The sequence below is a fragment of the Roseibaca calidilacus genome, assembly GCF_001517585.1.
Lineage (GTDB): Bacteria > Pseudomonadota > Alphaproteobacteria > Rhodobacterales > Rhodobacteraceae > Roseinatronobacter > Roseinatronobacter calidilacus.
Genome location: NZ_FBYC01000004.1, coordinates 1,388,049 through 1,407,370, shown reverse-complemented (window position 1 = coordinate 1,407,370; position 19,322 = coordinate 1,388,049). Strand labels below are relative to the sequence as shown.

The 19,322-nt window shown below is 62.2% G+C and carries 18 protein-coding genes; 10 read left to right on the top strand and 8 right to left on the bottom strand.

Annotated elements, in window-relative coordinates; translation table 11 throughout:
• Positions 1-41 precede the first annotated feature (41 nt).
• Positions 42-1,145 carry a site-specific DNA-methyltransferase gene (locus AWT76_RS10490; RefSeq protein ID WP_072246309.1) on the top strand — a complete coding sequence of 368 codons (1,104 nt, stop codon included), beginning with the start codon at positions 42-44 and terminating at the stop codon, positions 1,143-1,145.
• A 117-nt stretch (positions 1,146-1,262) separates the two neighbouring features.
• Complete coding sequence (locus AWT76_RS10485; protein WP_072246308.1) at positions 1,263-2,837, top strand: gamma-glutamyltransferase family protein; 1,575 nt, start codon at positions 1,263-1,265, stop codon at positions 2,835-2,837.
• 84 nt (positions 2,838-2,921) lie between these two features.
• Here the strand turns inward: AWT76_RS10485 and AWT76_RS10480 are convergent, their stop codons facing one another.
• From AWT76_RS10480 to AWT76_RS10470, 3 genes are all read right to left on the bottom strand, one after another.
• Positions 2,922-3,260, bottom strand: coding sequence for a carboxymuconolactone decarboxylase family protein (locus AWT76_RS10480; RefSeq protein WP_072246307.1), 339 nt, complete (start codon positions 3,258-3,260; stop codon positions 2,922-2,924).
• Positions 3,261-3,328: 68 nt separating this feature from the next.
• On the bottom strand, positions 3,329-3,967 hold the full coding sequence (locus tag AWT76_RS10475) for a ChrR family anti-sigma-E factor (RefSeq protein ID WP_072246306.1): 639 nt from the start codon (positions 3,965-3,967) through the stop codon (positions 3,329-3,331).
• Positions 3,968-3,980: 13 nt separating this feature from the next.
• Entirely contained in the window at positions 3,981-4,493 is a 513-nt protein-coding gene (locus AWT76_RS10470) for a sigma-70 family RNA polymerase sigma factor (RefSeq protein WP_245638843.1), read from the bottom strand.
• Positions 4,494-4,779: 286 nt separating this feature from the next.
• Between AWT76_RS10470 and AWT76_RS10465 the strand changes: the two genes are divergently transcribed.
• From AWT76_RS10465 to xth, 7 genes are all read left to right on the top strand, one after another.
• The gene (locus AWT76_RS10465; protein ID WP_072246304.1) at positions 4,780-6,081 is read left to right on the top strand and encodes an NAD(P)/FAD-dependent oxidoreductase; all 1,302 of its coding nucleotides are present in this window, start codon (positions 4,780-4,782) and stop codon (positions 6,079-6,081) included.
• Entirely contained in the window at positions 6,078-6,848 is a 771-nt protein-coding gene (locus tag AWT76_RS10460) for a DUF1365 domain-containing protein (protein ID WP_072246303.1), read from the top strand. The genes AWT76_RS10465 and AWT76_RS10460 overlap by 4 nt, the downstream gene beginning before the upstream one ends.
• A 59-nt stretch (positions 6,849-6,907) precedes the next feature.
• Positions 6,908-8,098, top strand: a complete 1,191-nt coding sequence (locus tag AWT76_RS10455; protein ID WP_072247642.1) for an MFS transporter — start codon at positions 6,908-6,910, stop codon at positions 8,096-8,098.
• A gap of 3 nt (positions 8,099-8,101) precedes the next feature.
• A complete protein-coding gene (locus AWT76_RS10450) occupies positions 8,102-8,662 on the top strand; it encodes a DUF3833 domain-containing protein (protein ID WP_072246302.1) in 561 nt (186 codons plus the stop codon).
• The gene (locus AWT76_RS10445; RefSeq protein WP_072246301.1) at positions 8,659-9,393 is read left to right on the top strand and encodes an SDR family NAD(P)-dependent oxidoreductase; all 735 of its coding nucleotides are present in this window, start codon (positions 8,659-8,661) and stop codon (positions 9,391-9,393) included. Before AWT76_RS10450 ends, AWT76_RS10445 begins: the two co-directional genes overlap by 4 nt.
• A 107-nt stretch (positions 9,394-9,500) precedes the next feature.
• The gene (locus tag AWT76_RS10440) at positions 9,501-11,480 is read left to right on the top strand and encodes a protein meaA (RefSeq protein ID WP_072246300.1); all 1,980 of its coding nucleotides are present in this window, start codon (positions 9,501-9,503) and stop codon (positions 11,478-11,480) included.
• A gap of 64 nt (positions 11,481-11,544) precedes the next feature.
• Positions 11,545-12,354, top strand: coding sequence for an exodeoxyribonuclease III (xth, locus tag AWT76_RS10435; RefSeq protein ID WP_072246299.1), 810 nt, complete (start codon positions 11,545-11,547; stop codon positions 12,352-12,354).
• 256 nt (positions 12,355-12,610) lie between these two features.
• Here xth and cobT read toward each other — a convergent pair whose 3' ends face one another.
• Positions 12,611-14,485, bottom strand: a complete 1,875-nt coding sequence (gene cobT / locus AWT76_RS10430; RefSeq protein ID WP_072246298.1) for a cobaltochelatase subunit CobT — start codon at positions 14,483-14,485, stop codon at positions 12,611-12,613.
• A 172-nt stretch (positions 14,486-14,657) separates the two neighbouring features.
• Here cobT and AWT76_RS10425 point away from each other — a divergent pair, with 172 nt between their 5' ends.
• Positions 14,658-15,248 (top strand): NADPH-dependent FMN reductase, encoded by a 591-nt coding sequence (locus AWT76_RS10425; RefSeq protein ID WP_072246297.1) that lies wholly within the window; start codon positions 14,658-14,660, stop codon positions 15,246-15,248.
• 145 nt (positions 15,249-15,393) lie between these two features.
• On the opposite strand, the gene AWT76_RS10420 is transcribed toward AWT76_RS10425, so the two are convergent.
• The 4 genes from AWT76_RS10420 to cobS all read right to left on the bottom strand — a co-directional run bounded on the left by AWT76_RS10420 (position 15,394) and on the right by cobS (position 19,299).
• Complete coding sequence (locus AWT76_RS10420; protein WP_281179104.1) at positions 15,394-16,461, bottom strand: methyl-accepting chemotaxis protein; 1,068 nt, start codon at positions 16,459-16,461, stop codon at positions 15,394-15,396.
• A gap of 332 nt (positions 16,462-16,793) precedes the next feature.
• On the bottom strand, positions 16,794-17,702 hold the full coding sequence (locus AWT76_RS10415) for a transferrin-binding protein-like solute binding protein (protein WP_072246295.1): 909 nt from the start codon (positions 17,700-17,702) through the stop codon (positions 16,794-16,796).
• Between the two features lie 200 nt (positions 17,703-17,902).
• Positions 17,903-18,331 (bottom strand): thermonuclease family protein, encoded by a 429-nt coding sequence (locus tag AWT76_RS16480; protein WP_176699385.1) that lies wholly within the window; start codon positions 18,329-18,331, stop codon positions 17,903-17,905.
• Positions 18,328-19,299 (bottom strand): cobaltochelatase subunit CobS, encoded by a 972-nt coding sequence (gene cobS / locus AWT76_RS10405; protein ID WP_072246294.1) that lies wholly within the window; start codon positions 19,297-19,299, stop codon positions 18,328-18,330. Before cobS ends, AWT76_RS16480 begins: the two co-directional genes overlap by 4 nt.
• Positions 19,300-19,322 lie beyond the last annotated feature (23 nt).

Here is a 19,322-nt window from a genome sequence, read left to right as displayed (position 1 = left end):
CTCAACGACACACGCACCAACGCGTGGAGACAGAGGCACAAATGGCAGTCAAAGACGCAGCGAAGGGCGCAAACATGCTTCCCTTGGACCAGATACTGGATGGCGATTGTATAGAAGTGATGCGCGGGCTGCCCGAAGCCAGCGTCGATCTGATTTTCGCGGACCCGCCCTATAACCTGCAATTGCGCGGCGATTTGCACCGCCCCGACAACAGCAAGGTAGATGCGGTCGATGACGCTTGGGACCAGTTTGACAGTTTCAAAGTGTATGACCAGTTCACGCGCGACTGGCTGGCCGCTGCGCGCCGCTTGTTGAAACCGAATGGCGCGATTTGGGTCATCGGGTCGTATCACAACATTTTCCGCGTCGGCACCGCGTTGCAGGATCAGGGTTTTTGGCTGCTGAATGATGTGGTCTGGCGCAAGTCCAACCCCATGCCCAATTTCCGCGGCAAACGCCTGACCAACGCGCATGAAACCATGATCTGGGCGTCGAAATCGGAAGGCGCGAAATATACGTTCAACTACGAGGCCCTCAAAGAGCTGAACGAAGGTGTGCAAATGCGCTCTGACTGGGTGCTGCCGATCTGTTCGGGCCATGAACGCCTGAAAGACGAGAACGGCGACAAGGCGCACCCCACGCAAAAACCGGAATCGCTGCTGCACCGCGTGCTGGTCGGCACCACCAACCCCGGCGACGTGGTGTTGGACCCGTTCTTCGGCACCGGCACCACGGGGGCGGTCGCAAAGCTGCTGGGCCGCCATTATATCGGGATTGAACGCGAAGAAAGCTACCGCAAGGTTGCCAGCAAGCGCCTAGGCCAAGTTCGCCCGCTGGAAGGCGCGGCGCTGGAAACCACCGTTTCGAAACGCGCCCAGCCGCGCGTGGCCTTTGGCACGCTGGTTGAACGCGGCCTGTTGCGCCCCGGCGAAGTGCTGGTTAACCCGCGCGGGCAGGCGGCCAAGCTGCGTGTCGATGGCTCGCTGGTCAGTGCCGAGCATCGCGGGTCGATCCACCAAGTTGGGGCCGCGCTGGAAGGCGCGCCATCCTGCAACGGCTGGACCTATTGGCAGTTCAAGCGCGACGGCAGACTTATTCCAATCGACATTCTGCGCCAGCAAATCCGGGCAGAGATGCACGATTGACCTCAGTTACCGCCGGTGCCTCGTGTTACCCGCCGGGGCGCCCACTTTACCCCGCCAGCAGTGGCGGGGTTTTTTTGTGCCGTCTGGCAGGCTACATCAGGCAAAAATGGAGGGATCATGCGCGATTTTCAGGCACCGGGCCGTTCGGCCGTTTTCGCAACCAACGGCATGTGCGCCACGTCGCACCCGTTGGCCGCCAAGGTGGCGCTGGATTTGCTGCAACAGGGCGGCAACGCGGTTGATGCCGCCATCGGCGCGGGCGTGCTGTTGGGCCTGTGCGAGCCGCATATGACCGGCTTGGGCGGCGATTGTTTCGTTTTGCTGAAACCGGCGGGCGAAGAGCGGGTAATCACGCTCAACGGCTCTGGCCGGGCGCCTGCGGCGGCGGATGCGGGGGCGCTGCGTGCGAAAGGTCTGGATGCGGTCCCGGTCTATGGGGTCGAAGCGGTCACCTTGCCGGGCGCGGTGGATGCGTTTTGCAAGCTCAGCACCGATTGGGGGCAGCTTGGCTTGGCCGATACACTTGCCCCGGCCATTCATTACGCCGAAACCGGCGTGCCGGTTGCGCCGCGCGTGGCCTATGACTGGGCGGAAGCTAGCAATCTGCAAGGCGCGGCACGGGCGCATTACCTGAATTCGGGTGCGCCCTTATGCGCGGGTCAGATTTTCCGCGCGCCGGGGCAGGCTGAAGTTCTGCGCCGCATCGCGCGCGACGGCCGCGCCGGGTTCTACGAGGGAGAGGTCGCGCAAGACCTGATCGACAGCCTGCGCGCCATGGGGGGTGTTCATACGCTCGACGATCTGGCGGCGACCGGCTGCACCTATGGCGACCCAATTCGCAGCGCCTATCGCGGGCTAGAGCTGTTGGAACATGCGCCGAACGGAACCGGGGCGGTCGCCAGCCTGATCCTGAATATCCTGAGCCATTTTGACATGGCCAGCCCAGACCCGTTTGGCCCGGAGCGCACACATCTTGAGGCCGAAGCCACCAAGCTGGCCTATGACGCACGCAACCGTTTCATTGCCGACCCGGACCATACGACCCGCCTTGCGCATCTGCTGGCCCCGAATACGGCGGCGCAACTGGCCGCGCTGATCGACCCCAAGCGCGTTCTGCCCGATGTCGCCCCCCTGACCGAGGCGATCCACCGTGATACGGTCTATATCACCGTGGTTGACCGCGACCGCATGGCGGTGTCGCTGATCTATTCCATCTTTCACAGCTTCGGGTCTGGGCTGGCCTCTGACAAGTTCGGCATTCTGTTCCAGAATCGCGGTGCGGGGTTTACGCTGGCAGAAGGGCACCCGAATGAGATGGCGGGCGGCAAACGCCCGATGCACACGATCATCCCGGCCATGCTGGGGGAGGGCGGGCGCATCACCATGCCCTTCGGCGTTATGGGCGGGGCCTATCAGCCGGTGGGCCATGCGCGTTTGCTGACCAATATGCGCGACCATGGGATGACCCTGCAAAGCGCCATAGACGCGCCGCGCGCTTTCGCGGAAAATGGCACCTTGGCGCTGGAAACCGGCTATCCGACCGGCACGGCACAGGCGCTGGCCGATTTGGGCCACAAGGTTATCGCATCGCCCGGTCCGCGCGGGGGCGCGCAAGCGATCCGCATCCATGACAGCGGTGTGTTGGAAGGTGCGTCCGACCCGCGCAAGGATGGCTGCGCCTTGGGGTATTGATTTCATCTTGCCCCAAATACTCAAAACGCCCTGCCGCAAGGCAGGGCGCACGATAAATACTTGCGGCGCAGCCGCACAATCAGGTCAAGCCGCCGAAAGCTGATCCCAGCAATCCAGCGCCTTGCCCGCATACATCACGGCTGGGCCACCGCCCATCTGGATGCACATGGCCAAAACATCGCCCAGTTCTTCGCGGGTGGCGCCCGCTTTCATCAGCGCTTCGACATGAAAGGCGATGCAAGGTTCGCAGCGCACCGCCACGGCAATGCCAAGCGCCACGAATTCTTTTTCTTTCACCCCGATGGCCGGGCTTTCCTTGGCCGCTTTCGACAGCGCGCCAAAACCCTTCATCGTGTCGGGGATGGTTTTGAACAAGGCGCGGCTCTGGTCGCGGGTCGCGTCTATAAAATCGGGGTAGTTCATGGGGCTATCCTATGTTTCGGTGTGCCCCTGTGCCTAACGCGCTGTCCGTCCTGCGGCTTTGACCTGCGTCAAATGCGCAAGAAAGGTTGCGCCAGTCGCGGCAGGATCGCGCGGAACTTCAAGGGCGCATCGGTCGCGGCCAAGCAGATGCAATCAAGGCCCGGTTCCGCAATCGGCGTGTGCTGTGTTTCTTCGGTCGCAATTTCCACATCGCCGCGTTTGAAGACTGCGTCCTCGTCGCGGAATGCGCCTTGCAAAACCAGTGTCAGTTCCAGCCCGTGGTGACCATGGTCCGGCACCGCTGCACCTGCAGGAATGTGCAGCAAGCGCGCGCTAGCTTTGTCAGATGTTTTCAGAATTGCCTGTCGCACGCCGCCGCCGACCGCGCGCCATTGCACATGGTTCAGCCCGCCGCCGATCGCATCGACCAGCGGGGCGGGCAGCACCGCGTCGCGGCCCGGCGCGGCTGGTTTGGCGGTTGGCGCTTCAGATTTGATACGCGCCATCACATTGGCCAGCGAATCCGCACCCATTGCGACGGTATCCTCGTCCAGCAAAGCGCCGCCAAGGGCGTCAAAGCTGGCAAGACGCGCGCGGCATTCGTCGCAGACGGAAATATGGGTGGCGACCACCAAGTTGAACGCCTCCGGCAACGAGCCAGCCGAATAGGCCATCAACAAATTGTCGCTCAGGTGGTGGGTAATCATTGTCAGTGCTTTCTTAACTCAAGGAGTGGCGCAGCCTCTCCAGCGCCAATCTGATCCGCGATTTGATCGTGCCAAGGGGTAAACCGGTCGCATCCGCAATTTCGCTATGCGAAAGTTCGTTGAAATAGGCGCGCTCGATCATGCTGCGCTGCGCTTCTGGCAGGGTGCGCAAGGCGGCGGCCAATTGCGCGGTTTCCTGTTGCAGGGCCAGCGCGTCCTCTTGGTCGGGTTCCGCTTCGGGGCCCCATGGCAGGTCTTCGGGTTCGGGGCGCCTGTCACGGCGCAGCATGTCTATCCGGCGGTTGCGCGCGATGGTGAATATCCAGGTCGCGGCGGAAGCGCGCGTGGGGTCGAATTGTGCTGCCTTGCGCCAGACCGTGACCATCACGTCTTGTGCGCATTCTTCGGCGGTGGTGGCATCTGCGCCCGATTTCATCAGATAGGCTTTTACGCGCGGCCCGAAATGCGCAAACAGCGCGGCGAACGCGGTGCTGTCTTGTGCTTCGGCAACGCGGCGCAAGACCATGCCCCAATCTGTCTCTTGTTCCCTGCCCACGCTTCCCAGCCTTCGCCACACGACTCGAACCGGTCGATTTGCCTGCACCATAGGGGGCAGGTGGGGGGCGTGTCGAGACGCCACAACAGGGTGGAAACTGTCAAACATACCTGACATACGGAATGAGCGTTCAGCCGGATCAAAAAATATGCACCTAACCAAGATGTTTTTTGCTTTGATCCGGGCCTTCCCGCCCAGCGTAATACGTCCATAGCCCGACACCGGGTATGCCATACTGTCAAGCAACGGAGACACGATGCCATTTGAAATGATTGACATGCCCGCGCGGCGGATTGCGATAATTGGCGGGGGCATTTCGGGGCTTGCAGGGGCTTACCTTATGTCGCAGCGCCACCGCGTGACCTTGTTTGAAGCCGAACCCCGTTTGGGCGGTCATGCCCGCACCGTGACGGCGGGCAAGCGTGGCGATCAGCCGGTGGATACCGGGTTCATTGTGTTCAACCATGTGAACTACCCCAACCTGACCGCGCTGTTTGAAAAGCTGGATGTGCCGACCGCGCCATCTGATATGAGCTTTTGTGCGTCTTTCGACGGCGGGCGCTACGAATACGGGCTTGGCAATCTGGACCAGCTATTTGCCACGCGCCGCGCGGCACTGGACCCGCGACATCTGCGGATGATCCGCGATATCCTGCATTTCAACAAGAACGGGCTGCGCGTGGCGCAGGCCGATCCCAGCCTGACCATCGGCGGCTTGTTGGAACGGCTGGGCACCGGCAACTGGTTCCGCGAGCGGTATATCCTGCCGTTTTCGGGCGCGATCTGGTCGACGCCGACAGCCAAGATCCTCGATTTTCCCGCCGTCGCGATGATGGAATTTTTCCGCAACCACGCGCTTTTGAACGCGACGGGGCAGCACCAGTGGCATACGGTGCGCGGCGGTTCTATTGAATACGTGCGGCGGCTAAGCACCTATCTGGAGCGCGCGGGCGTCAACCTGCGCCCAGCAACCCCGGTTGAACAGGTTACGCGCGGCGTTGATGGTGTGCAGGTCAAGGCGCAGGGGGCCGATCCCGAGCGCTTTGACGAGGTGATCTTTGCCACCCATTCCGACATTACCCTGCGCCTGCTGGCCGACCCGACAGAGGCAGAGCGCCGCGCCTTGGGTGCCGTGCGCTACCAGACCAATGATGCGGTGTTGCATTGTGACACGGATTTCATGCCAAAGCGGCGCAAGACATGGTCAAGCTGGGCCTATACAGAGCGCGGGCCGCAAGACCGTGACCGCATCTCGCTCAGTTACTGGATGAACTCGCTTCAGCCCATCCCCAAGGATGACCCGATATTCGTCACGCTGAATGCGAACCATCCGGTGCGGGAAGACTGTATCTACGACACCTACAGCTTCGCGCATCCGGTCTATGACATGGCCGCTTTGGAAGCGCAGGAAGCCGTGCGCGCCCTGAACGGTATGAACCGCACATGGTTTAGCGGGGCATGGTTGCATAGCGGCTTTCACGAGGACGGGTTCAAAAGCGCGGTCGATGTGGCGCGCGCCATGGATGTGCGTGCGCGCAAACTGGCAGAGGTCGCATGAGCACGCTCGAGCATATCGCGGGCCACACCTTTCACGGGCGGCGCGGGCCGGTGAATAACCGTTTCACCTATGCCGTGGATTATGTGCTATTCGATGCCGAGGCCGAGTTGCGCACCCCGCAGCTGTTGTCGCGCAATGCGCGCAACGTTGCAAGCCTGTCGGACCGCGACCATGGCGGGATGCCGGGGCAAGGGCGCGGGGCCGCTTGGGCGCGCGAGGTGCTCGCCGCCCATCAGCTGGAGGGCGTGACCGATGGCAAGCTGCTGCTGTTGACGCAACCGCGCGTGTTGGGGCATCTGTTCAACCCGGTCAGTTTCTGGCTGTGCCATGATGCGGCAGGTGACATGCGCGCCATGATCGCCGAAGTGAACAACACCTATGGCGACCGTCATTCCTATTTGTGCGTAAAGCCCGATCGTTCCCCGATCCAGCCCTCGGACGAATTGCAGGCGCGCAAGATTTTCTATGTCTCGCCCTTTCAGCCGGTCGAGGGGAATTACAGCTTCCACGTTGAAATGACCGATGCGAAAGTGAACATTCGCATCGGCTACCGGCAGGATGCCGAGGCAGAGAATGCCGGGCTGGTCGCCACTTTGACCGGCGCGCGCAAGCCCTTGGGCAATGGGGCGATCCTATGGGCGATGGCGCGGCGCATGGGCTCACGCCGGGTTCTGGCGCTGATCCATTGGCAGGCGCTGAAACTGTGGTGGAAGGGCGCGCGCTTCCGCAATCGCCCGGCACCACCCGCCGAAGAGGTCAGCCAGTGAACACCAGCACCGCCATAGCGCCTGCGCCCCGTTTCTGGGGCTATTCGCTTTATGGCGGGATGCTGGCCATGGCGGGGCTGCCCATCTATATTCACGCGCCGTTTTTCTATGTGCAGGAATATGGCGTGGCCTTGGGCCTGTTGGGCACGGTTTTGTTCGTGCTGCGCGCAGTGGATTTCGTGCAAGACCCGGCTTTGGGCTGGCTGGCCGCGCGGCTTGGCGCATGGCGGGGCCAAGCGACCGCGCTGGCCGTCCTTCTGCTGGCAGGTGCGATGGTCATGCTCTTCGCGGTGCCGCCCTTGTTTTGGCCGCTTGCGTGGTTTGCCATTGCCATCACGGTTCTGTTCACCTGTTATTCCTTCCTGACCATCTGCTTTTACGCCACGGGGGCTGCGCGCGGCGCGACACTGGGGCAGGGCGGGCATGTGCGCTTGGCCGCGTGGCGCGAAAGCGGGGCGCTGGTCGGTGTGTGTCTGGCCGCCGCAGCACCGGTGGCGCTGGAGGCGATCACGCCGGTGCCTTTCACGGGGTTCGCGCTGGGCTTTGTGCTGGTCGCCTTGGCCGCTTTTTGGGCCATGCGCCCCGAATGGCCACGGTTCAAGCCCGACTTGTCGGCGGTTGGCCCGTCCTTTCGCGATGTGCTGGCCGACCCGACCGCGCGCCGCTTGCTGGCGATTGCGCTGGTCAATGCAACGCCGGTCGCCATCACCTCTACCCTGTTTCTGTTCTACGCCGAATCCGTGCTGCAAACCGACGGGGCAGAGGGACCGCTGCTGGTGTTGCTGTTTCTGGCCGCCGCTGTCAGCGCGCCGGTCTGGGCGCAGATCGCCAAACGCTTCGGCGCGAAAACGGCGCTGCTGGGCGGCATGGCGCTGGCCATGGGCAGTTTCGCTTTCGTGCTGACACTTGGCGCGGGCGACCTGACGGCCTTTGCCATTATCTGCGTGCTGTCGGGCTTTGGTATGGGCGCGGATCTGACGCTTTTGCCCGCGATCTTCTCGCGCCGCATGGCGGAACTCTCGCCAGAGGCCGCGCAGGGCTTTGGCCTTTGGGCCTTTGTCACCAAGGCCACACTGGCGCTGGCGGCGATCATCGTGTTCCCGACGCTGGACATGGCCGGGTTCGAACAAGGCGCTGCCAATTCCGACACCGCCCTGACCACGCTTGTTTTGCTATATGCCGCGCTGCCCACGGTGCTGAAAGCAGGTGCTTTCACCCTGCTGGCCCTGACCCCTTTGAAGGAGAGCTGACACATGACCACCTTTCTAATCCTGCTGGCAGGAATGGCGCTGATGCTGGCGCTGGTCGTGGCGGTGCAGCGCTTCGCACGCTTCCCGGCCCAGCGACCGGCGGATTATGCGGCGATGGAACCGGCCTTCGACATCCGCCAGCACCTGTCCGGACCAATCGCCTGCGAGGGTGTGATCTATGGGCCGATGGGGCGTGTCACCTCGCGCTTTACCGCGAAAATGCATGGCACATGGGATGGCGACAGCGGCACCTTGGCCGAGCATTTCCGCTATGACAGTGGCACCACGCAGGACCGCGAATGGCGGCTGACATTGCAAAGCGGCGGCCGCATTCGGGCCGAGGCCGACGATCTGGTCGGCCGGGGCGAGGGCACGCAAAAAGGCGCGGCGGTGCAGTTGCGCTACACCATCCGCCTGCCCGACAGCGCAGGCGGGCACGCGCTGGACGTGACCGATTGGCTGTATCTGGTCGATGACAAGACCATCGTGAACCGCAGCCAGTTTCGCAAGTTCGGCATCAAGGTGGCCGAGCTGGTCGCGACCATGCGCAAGGTGGACCCATGAGAAAACTGTCAGGCAAGACGTATTGGCTGGTCGGCGCTTCCGAAGGGTTGGGGCGCGCGCTGGCACAGAAACTGTCGAAAGCCGGGGTGTCGCTGGTGCTGAGCGCGCGGGGCACGGACAGTCTGAATGATTTGGCGGGCAGCCTGCCCGGCCCGGCCCGCGTGGTCGCCTGCGACGTGTCGGACCGCGCGTCGGTCTTGGCCGCGGCACAAGACGTGGGCGCGGTGGACGGGCTGGTGTTTCTGGCAGGTGTCTACTGGCCGCAGCCCGCGCAAGAGTGGAACGCCGAGCAGGTGGAAGCCATGTTCGACGTGAACCTGACAGGGGCCGCCCGCGTGCTGGGCCAAGTCGTGCCCGCCATGGTTGCGCGCGGGGCGGGGCATGTGGTCATTACCGGGTCGCTGTCGGGCTATCGGGGTCTGCCGGGCGCGATTGGCTATGCGTCGTCCAAAGCGGGGCTGATGCATCTGGCAGAATCCATACACTGCGATCTGCGCGGCACGGGCGTGGATGTGCAACTGGCGGTGCCGGGCTTCATCCGCACGCGGCTGACAGAAAAGAACGATTTCGCCATGCCCTTCATCATGGAACCCGAACAGGCCGCAGAAGAAATGATGATCCTCATGCGCTCGGACAAATTCCACCGCGCCTTCCCCAAGCTGTTCTCGCTGGTGTTCCGGGGCGGCAACTTCCTGCCCGACTGGCTGTATTACCGGGTCTTCGGGCGCTAACGCCTGCGCGCGCATTGCCGCAATGCAGCGATTAGCGCTTGACATTATCTTGCGTCTTTTGCAGGTGTTTAGGCAAGAAAGTTTCGCACGCATCGCCGGAGGCCCGCATGACCGACACCCAAGTCCGCCCGCAAAAGGACAAGCCCTGGCTGTTTCGCACCTATGCCGGGCATTCCACCGCGCGCGCGTCGAACGCGCTGTATCGCAACAACCTGTCCAAGGGGCAGACGGGCCTGTCGGTGGCGTTCGATCTGCCCACGCAGACGGGCTATGACAGCGACCACGAATTGTCCAAGGGCGAGGTCGGCAAGGTCGGCGTGCCGATCTGCCATCTGGGCGATATGCGGCTGCTCTTCGACCAGATCCCGCTGGAGCAGATGAACACCTCGATGACCATCAACGCGACCGCGCCGTGGTTGCTGGCGCTGTATATCGCGGTGGCGGAAGAGCAGGGCGCAGATGTCAGCCAGTTGAACGGCACGGTGCAGAACGACCTTATCAAGGAATACCTGTCGCGCGGCACCTATATCTGCCCGCCCCAGCCCTCTATGCGGATGATTACCGATGTCGCGGCCTATACGCGCGAGCATCTGCCCAAATGGAACCCGATGAATGTCTGTTCCTACCACCTGCAAGAGGCGGGCGCGACACCGCAGCAAGAACTGGCCTTCGCGCTGGCGACGGCCTGTGCGGTGCTGGACGATCTGAAAACCAAGGTTCCTGCCGAACATTTCCCGCAGATGGTGGGGCGGATTTCGTTTTTTGTGAATGCAGGCATCCGCTTCGTGACAGAGATGTGCAAGATGCGCGCCTTCGTGGACCTGTGGGATGAAATCTGCCGCGACCGTTACGGCATTGATGACCCGAAATTCCGCCGCTTCCGCTACGGGGTGCAGGTCAACAGCCTTGGCCTGACCGAACCGCAGCCGGAAAACAACGTCTACCGCATTTTGATAGAGGCTTTGGCGGTCACGCTGTCAAAGAAAGCCCGCTGCCGCGCGCTGCAACTGCCCGCCTGGAACGAGGCGCTGGGCCTGCCGCGCCCGTGGGATCAGCAATGGTCGCTGCGCCTGCAACAGGTTCTGGCCTATGAAACCGACCTTCTGGAATATGACGACCTGTTCGACAACAACCCGGCAATTGATCGCAAGGTTGCTGAACTGGCCAACGGCGCGCGCGAAGAATTGGCGCGGATTGACGAGATGGGCGGCGCGGTCAAAGCCATTGACTACATGAAATCACGGCTGGTCGAGGCGAATGCAGAGCGCATCGCCGGTATTGAAACAGGCGATACCATCGTGGTCGGGGTGAACAAATTCACCACCACCGAACCTTCGCCCCTGACCACCGGCGAAGATGCGATCATGGTGTCCGACCCAGAGGCAGAGGCCGACCAGATCGCCCGCCTGACTGAATGGCGCGCTGCCCGCGACGAGGCCGCAGTGCAAGCCGCGCTTGCCGATCTGCGCGCTGCGGCACGGGACGGGCGCAATGTCATGCCGCCCTCGATAGCGGCGGCCAAGGCCGGGGCTACGACTGGCGAATGGGGCGAAACCGTGCGCGCGGCCTTTGGCCAATATCGCGGCCCGACCGGCGTTTCGCGCGCCCCGTCGAACCGGACCGAAGGGCTGGAAGATGTGCGCGAAGCTGTCGATGCCGTCAGCGCCAAGCTGGGCCGTAAGCTGAAATTCGTGGTCGGCAAGCCGGGGCTGGATGGGCATTCCAATGGCGCCGAGCAGATAGCCGCGCGGGCCCGCGATTGCGGGATGGACATTGCCTATGAGGGCATTCGCCTGACGCCTGCCGAAATCGTCGCTGCCGTGCGCGATGAAGACGCGCATGTGGTCGGCCTGTCGATTCTGTCGGGCAGTCATATTCCGCTGATGGGCGACCTGATGGCCTTGATGCGCGCCGAAGGGCTGGGGCATGTGCCTGTCATCGTGGGGGGCATCATCCCGGAGGACGACGCCGAACGCTTGCGCGCCATGGGTGTGGCCCGTGTCTATACGCCCAAAGATTTCAAACTGAACCAGATCATGATGGATATCGTGGCGCTGGTGGACCGCGAACCCGTCGCGGCAGAGTGAACGGCCCTTGCCCTGCCCGCCGGGGCGGGGCAAACATGGCCCGCAAGCAACAGGGGGCGCGGGCATGAAGCTGGTCAGTTTCAACATCAACGGAATCAAGGCGCGGGGACCGGCGCTGACCCGCTGGCTGGATGCGTTTAGACCCGACGTGCTGGTCATGCAGGAAATCAAATCGGTCGATGATGCTTTCCCACGAGAGATATTCGAAGACCGCGGCTACCATCTGGCAACCCATGGGCAAAAGGGTTTTAACGGGGTGGCGATTGCCAGCCTCTTGCCGCTGTCGGATGTAACGCGCGGCTTGCCGGGCGATGATGACGACGCGCAGTCGCGCTATATTGAGGCGACTGTGCAGGGGGCCACGCGTGTCTTGCGGGTTTGCGGATTGTATCTGCCCAATGGCAACCCGGTGGAACTGGACGGGGCAGGCGCGCCCGTGCCGGGGGGCAAATACGCCTATAAACTGGCATGGATGGCGCGGCTGCGCGCGCGGGCCGAAGCGCTTCTGGCGGCTGAGACCCCGTTTGTCATGTTGGGGGATTACAACATCATCCCGCAGGCCGAAGATGCCGCGCGGCCCAAGGCATGGGAGGCTGACGCGCTGTTTCGATTGCCCTCGCGCGAAGCGTTTCGGAAAATTGTCAATCTGGGCCTGACAGATGCGTTGCGCGCGTGCACGCAAGCGCCTGACAACTTTACGTTTTGGGATTATCAGGCCGGTGCGTGGGACCGCAATGACGGCATCCGCATTGACCATATTCTGCTGTGCCCCCAAGCCGCTGACTGGTTGCAAGATTGCGGCATTGACCGGGCGGTCCGGGGCGAAGAAAAGCCCTCTGACCATGTGCCGATCTGGGCCGAAATGGCGCTCTAACGCTTTGCCTCGCCTAAGGGCACGCGCCATTTTCGGACATCTGGCGTAGGGCTTTGTCAATGCCTTCAGGCCGGTTGATGTTGAAAGACAGATCACATGCCTTGCGCGGGAAGGCGGCGGTTGCGGTCCAGGGCCGGTCCGCCCAAGCCGCGACCTTGCGCCGCCCTGTTCCAGCGCGGTTTCGACATGAAACACCGCGTCCGGCAGCCCGCACAGCACCCTTCGGCGCTGACATATGCGGACATGGCGGCTCTGGCTAGCTTGCGCGTTTGATCCCGACAAACCGCGCCCGTGCGCGCGGGTCTTTGTCAAAGAGCGCGGCAAGCTGTTCGGTCATGGCCCCGGCCAGTTGTTCAACATCGGTAATCGTGACCGCGCGGTTGTAATAGCGCGTCACGTCATGGCCGATGCCGATGGCCAGAAGTTCCACCGCGCGGCGCTTTTCGACCATGGCGATCACGTCGCGCAGATGGCGCTCCAGATAATTCGCGGGGTTTACCGACAGCGTGCTGTCATCAACCGGCGCGCCGTCGGAAATAACCATCAGGATCTTGCGCGCCTCTGGCCGCGCGACCATGCGTCTATGCGCCCATTCCAGCGCCTCGCCGTCGATGTTCTCCTTCAGCAGGCCCTCTTTCATCATCAAGCCCAGATTGGGGCGCACGCGCCGCCACGGCGCATCGGCTTGCTTGTAGATGATATGGCGCAGATCGTTCAGGCGGCCCGGTTGCAGGCTGCGCCCTTCGGCCAGCCAGTTTTCCCGCGACAGCCCGCCCTTCCACGCGCGGGTGGTAAAGCCAAGGATTTCGACCTTGACGTTGCAGCGCTCCAGCGTGCGGGCCAAGACATCGGCACAGATGGCTGCGATCGAAATCGGCCGCCCGCGCATGGACCCGGAATTATCCAAAAGCAGCGTCACCACCGTGTCGCGGAATTCAGTGTCCTTTTCCTGCTTGAAAGACAGGGGCGTCGTGGGGTTGGCGACCACGCGCGCCAAGCGCCCGGCATCCAGCGTGCCTTCTTCCAGATCGAATAGCCAAGAGCGGTTCTGCTGGGCCTGCAAGCGACGTTGCAGTTTGTTGGCCAAGCGCGACACCGCGCCCTTCAAGGGTTCCAACTGCTGGTCCAGATAGGCGCGCAGGCGTTCCAATTCGGCAGGCTCTGCCAAGTCCTCGGCGCGGATTTCCTCGTCATGGGCGGTGGTGAAGACCTTGTAATCCGCACTCGCCTCGGAATGCGGCGGTGGGGGGGGCGGGTCCATGGGGGCCTCGCCCTCTGGCAGTTCCGCCTCGTCCGACATTTCGTCCTCGGCGTCTTCATCCACGGCCAGATCGGCTTGGGCGGCATCTTGCGATTGGCCGTCCTCGTCAGAGCTTTCGTCATCGGCGCTGTCATCATCGCCTTGGCTGTCGGGGTTTTCGGGCTCTTCGGGCTGATCTTCCTGATCCTCCTCAATGCCCTCATCCTCATCGCCCATGTCGTCGGGATCGTCGCCCAACTGGTCGCCAAAGCCCAGATCCTCGATCATGCGGCGGGTGAAGCGGGCAAAGGCGCCTTGGTCGGCCAGCACCTTGTCCAGCCCTTCCAAGGTGCCGCCCGCGCGCTCTTCGATAAAGCCGCGCCACAGGTCCAGCACATTGTCCGCGCCTTCGGGCAAGGTGCGCCCGGTGGCCAATTCGCGGATCATATAGCTGGCGGCCACGGGCAGGGGCGCATCCTTGCGGTCGCGGATCTGCGCATAGCCCTTGCGGCCCGCGTCATGCTTTATCCGCGCGTCGATATTGCCTGCGGTGCCGGGCATATGCCGCGCACCCACCGCTTCGCAACGGGCATCTTCCATCGCCTGATACAATTCGCGCGCCATGTCGCCTTGCGGCATATAACGTGCATGGGTGCCGGTGTCGTGGTAGCGGTGGCGCAGGGCCAAGCTGTCGGCGGTGCCGCGCGCCAGCAAAACTTCATCTCGGGTCATGCGGCGGGTCACTTGCGGCAAGCGCATGGCATCATTCGACAGGCCCGGCGGGTCGACCGAATAGGTCACCGTCATCTCGCGCGCATCGGCCATGGTGCGGGCGGTGTCGGACAGCGCCTTCTTGAACGGGTCTGCCGGATTGTCGGAAGGCTTGCTCATGCGTCACCGAGGCTTGTGCGTTGCGTTGTTTCACAGATAGACCAGCGCCCTGCGAAAGGAAAGCCGCGACCATGCGTGCCCGCACAGGGGCTGTGCGCCAACAGGCCTACCGCGTGACGGGGTTTGTGCCGATATCTGCGGTGAAACCACACCAACCCTTCGGAGAGAGAACATGACCCAGACCCCCCGTATCGGCGTAATTCTTGGCAGCACCCGCGACAGCCGTTTCGGGCTGGCGCCGGCTGAATGGATTTTGGCCCGCGCCAAGGCGCGCGGCGATTGGGATGTTGACCTGATCGACCTGAAAGACCACCCCTTGCCATTGTTCAACGAGATGGCGTCGAACGCTTGGATGCCTAGCCAAGACCCCGCCGCCGTGAAATGGCAAGAAACCCTTGCGCAATATGACGGGTTCATCTTCGTGACCCCGGAATACAACCGCTCCATCACTGGCGCGCTGAAAAACGCGCTGGACCAAGCCTATGTCGAATGGAACCGCAAGGCATTCGGCATTGTCAGCTACGGCTCGGTTGGTGGCACCCGCGCGGCGGAACATCTGCGCACCATCGGGGTAGAGTTGCAGATGGTCTCGACCCGGGCGGCGGTGCATATTGGCGGTGGCGATTTCTTCAGCGTGCACCCGCTGGGCGGCGATCCGAAACCGATCGAAACACTGGAAGCCAGCATTGGCGCGTCTGCCGATGCGATGCTGTCGGACCTTGATTGGTGGACCCGTGCCACCATGGCGGCCCGCGCCGCCTGATCCTGAATGCCAAAGCCGCAAACCCTGTGCCTTCGGCTGCGGGGTTTGCGGCAGGGCGCTTCGGCGCGCCGCTCATCTGGCACAGCAATGGTTTATCCCTATTGCACGACGCGGCCCAAGACGCGGAGTCGCAGCTTGCGAAGCCCTAGCGCAGATCCTGCGTGACGACGCCTTTCCAGCCAAGCCCTGCATAGGTCTCAAACCCATTGGTGCTGTGATAGGCAACCAGAGTGTTGTCGGTTGTATACCATCCCGACATGTAATCGGCATCGGGCGGAAACGAAATACGCTCGGTCAAGAACCCCAGACCATCGGACGAGGCGATGACCCGGTTTTGGCGGTCAATCAGCAAAACGCGCGTATTGCGACGGGCCATCGTTTCATCCATCCGCAAGCTGCCGACGACGGATCGCGCCTGCGCTTCCCAATCAAAACTGGAGGCCATGACCCCCAGAACCTTGCCATGCTTGTCGCCGTTCTCGCGGATTGCACAGGCATAGCTTAGGCATTGGTCGTCATTCAGCGCGCGCGATTTTACCACTTCGCCCACGGAAAACTCATCGCCCGATACTTGGTTCACGGCCTCCTTGAACCAAGAGAACTCTCTGACACAAAGGTTGGACAGGTCATATTTGTTGGGCCGCGCATTTGCGATGACCCTGCCCTCAAGATCGCAGATCCACAGGTCAAGATAGATGTTATAGGCGTCCAGAATTACGCCCAACCGCCGGGTTGCATGGGCAATGGCGCTTAGGTCCATGGTTTGCAGCGCGGTGACAAAAGACGAATCCGTCGCCCACCACCGCACGTCGCAGGTGCGCTCATACAAGTTTCGGTCAATGGTATCGACGGCGGTAAAGGCCAAATCCACCAAGCGATCGCCCAATGTGTCTTTTTCCATCTGGGCGACCATATCGTTCAGGCCGGACAGGCGCTGTGACAAGATGCTCTGGATGTCCTGCGCCACGGTGTTGATCTCTTCACCGACAAGGCCGACTTCCGCCGCGACAACCGAAAACCCGCGGCCAAATTGCCCGGCCTTGGCGGCCTCGATCTTGGCATTCAGGGCCAGCATCTGCATTTGGTTGGTAATCTTCCGAATGCGGTTCACGCTTTTGCCAGCATAAAGCGCAGCTTGGTTGCTTTGCTCTGAAATCGCATCCAGTGTCACGCGTTTCATGGTCGGGGCGGCAAGAGTATGGGTGTCTTTCACGTCTGCTCTCCGGTGGCGGCCTAACATTAAACGGACACACCTCTCAATGTGTTAGACAGTTTGTCGGGAAAACCGGCTGGCTGGGCCGCTTGTCCTGCGGCGTGGTAAGCGGGTCGGTTAACGTCCGGGGCACCCGGCCCCTGTCGGTTCTTGCCATGCGCAACAGCATAGCGCCAAAACACACTGCCGTAGGCCATGCGGCGCCGCGCAGTGCATGGCGCGGCATCGCAGTTGGCGAAGATTGGTTGATGCCGACCAGAACGAGAATGGCCAGCAACCATCGGGCGCGATGACCATTCTGCAAGCGCAGATCAGGCTTCGGGGGCCTGCGGCTAGAAGCGCGGGCTTGGGGCGACGCAATTGGCGGCGTTGTATTCAGAGCAGCCCAGCATGATCCCGGTCATCCCGCCAGAGCCGTTTCCAAACCCAAAGGTTCCGGCGGTTTCCTCGGCATTGGGTCCGTAGAAATCACCGTCCAGTTCGCCCCATGCCTGTGCGCCATTATACGAAAACAGCGTGCCATCGGTGTTGTAAAAGCGCCCATCCGGTCCGATCACGGCATCTTCGAACCCGGCTGCAAGGTCAACATATACGTTGTCATCCGCGTCGCGCAGTTGCCCGTCAAAACTGGCCGACAGGGTGCCAGATGTGAAATCCGCCGTCAGGTCCATGCCGCCAGTTGCGCGCCCTTCGTATTGAACGCCGTTCTCGATCAGGCTGGCCCCGGCTTGGAACTGGCCGCGATAGTCAACGCTTTCGCCGGGCAAGATGGTGTCTTCGGCATCATTCATGCCCGGCCCGGAATGGATGGCGACAAAGCTGTCCTCGCTGCCATTCGGCCCATGCCCATTCACCGCGAACGCCCCCGCATAGGCGTAATTGCCGCTCAGTTCGTTCACCAGCCAAGCGCTATCCGCATTCACCGCTTCGCATTCGGGCACGGTCGCACCGCCACCGGCGCGGCCGCAGGTCACGGATACCCCGGCCAAATCGCCATTGTGAAAATCGACCCTCGCGCCGCTGGCACGTCCAGAAATGCGATTGTAGCGCATTGTGGCCTCTACCCCTGCGGCAGGCGCGCCATTCGCAACCACGCCGCCGGAATTTCCCTGCCCCGATTGCGGCAGAACATTGGGAAGATTTCCCGTTCTTGGCAACCCGTTTGGGCTGGGCGACATCGCGCCACCGCCGCAGGCGGCCAAGGTCATGACGGACAAAGCTGAGGCAAGACGAATAAGCATGGCACGCAATCCTGCAAAGTTGATTGCTGCGAATATCGGGGGGCTTTGTGGCCAAGCTAGGCGGGAATTACGGCTGAACCGGGGAATTGTTCAGCACCATGCGACAATCTTGGGGCATGGGGCCAACCTGTTCGGCCCCGCATGTTTACCAAAGTTTAAGCAATTTCCGCGAGAGTGTTTGTATGACCCAGCCTGTTTGCCTAGCCGCACCAGTTTTGCCGCCGACCGCCCGCATAGGGCACGGCGTGCCCATCCGCGATCATGCGGCGCGCAACGTCACGACCTTCAAGGGTCAGCCGCGCCAAGCTCCGATCATATCTGTCCTTGCCCTGCATCTGCAAATCCACGCGCTCGGCCTGCGCAATCAAAGCGCTCAGATGCTGCGTTGCCGCGCGCCCGCGCGCCAATTCAGACGCGCATCTCGGGCGAAACGTCTCTGGCGTGTCGAAGCCGGTCAGCCGAACGGGCACGGTTCCGCCCCCGCCGCAGGCAACGCGGACCGTGTCGCCATCAACCACGCGCGCAATGCGACAGCCAGCCTGTTCAAAGGCCGTCGGTGCGCCGGGGGGCGGGGCTGCGGGCGTGCAGGCGGCCAGCAGCGCTGATGTCAGCAGGGCAAGATACTTCACCCCAAGGACATGCTGGCGGCAGATTCCGGCAGTTCCTCGTCAAAGCAACGCTGGTAGAATTCTGCCACCGTCTGGCGCTCCAACTCGTCGCATTTGTTCAAGAAGCTAAGGCGGAACGCATAACCGACCGACCGGAAGATGCGCGCATTCTCAGCCCAGTTTATCACCGTGCGGGGCGACATGACCGTGGACAGATCGCCATTCATGAAGGCGGTGCGCGTCATATCCGCGACCGTCACCATCTGGCTGATCTCTTGACGTCCCTTTGCCGTGTTATAGGCCGGGTTCTTCGACAGAACGATCGCGACCTCTGCGTCATGGCTCAGATAGTTCAGCGTGGCGACCAGCGACCAGCGGTCCATCTGCGCTTGGTTAATCTGCTGCGTGCCGTGATACAGGCCCGTCGTGTCGCCCAAGCCGACCGTGTTCGCGGTGGCAAACAGACGGAAAGACGGGTGCGGGGTGATGATTTCATTCTGGTCCAGCAAGGTCAGCTTGCCGTCATGTTCCAGCACGCGCTGAATGACGAACATCACATCAGGGCGGCCTGCATCGTATTCGTCAAACACAATCGCCACCGGGTTGCGCAGCGCCCAAGGCAGGATTCCGTCTTGAAATTCCGTAACCTGCACGCCGTCCTTCAGCTTGATCGCGTCTTTCCCGATCAGGTCAATCCGGCTGATATGGCTGTCCAGGTTTACCCGCACCGACGGCCAGTTCAGACGCGCGGCCACCTGTTCGATATGGGTGGATTTGCCGGTGCCGTGATAGCCTTGGATCATCACCCGCCGATTATAGGCAAAGCCCGCAAGAATCGCGAGCGTCGTGTCAGGGTCGAACTTGTAGGTCGGGTCCAGCGCAGGCACACGGTCGCTGCCCTCGGTAAAGCCCTTCACGGTCATGTCGCTGTCTATTCCGAACACATCGCGGACAGAGATATCTTCGGTGGGCCTGCTAAGGTCTGTCATGCCGTATTGTCCTGCTTTGGTTT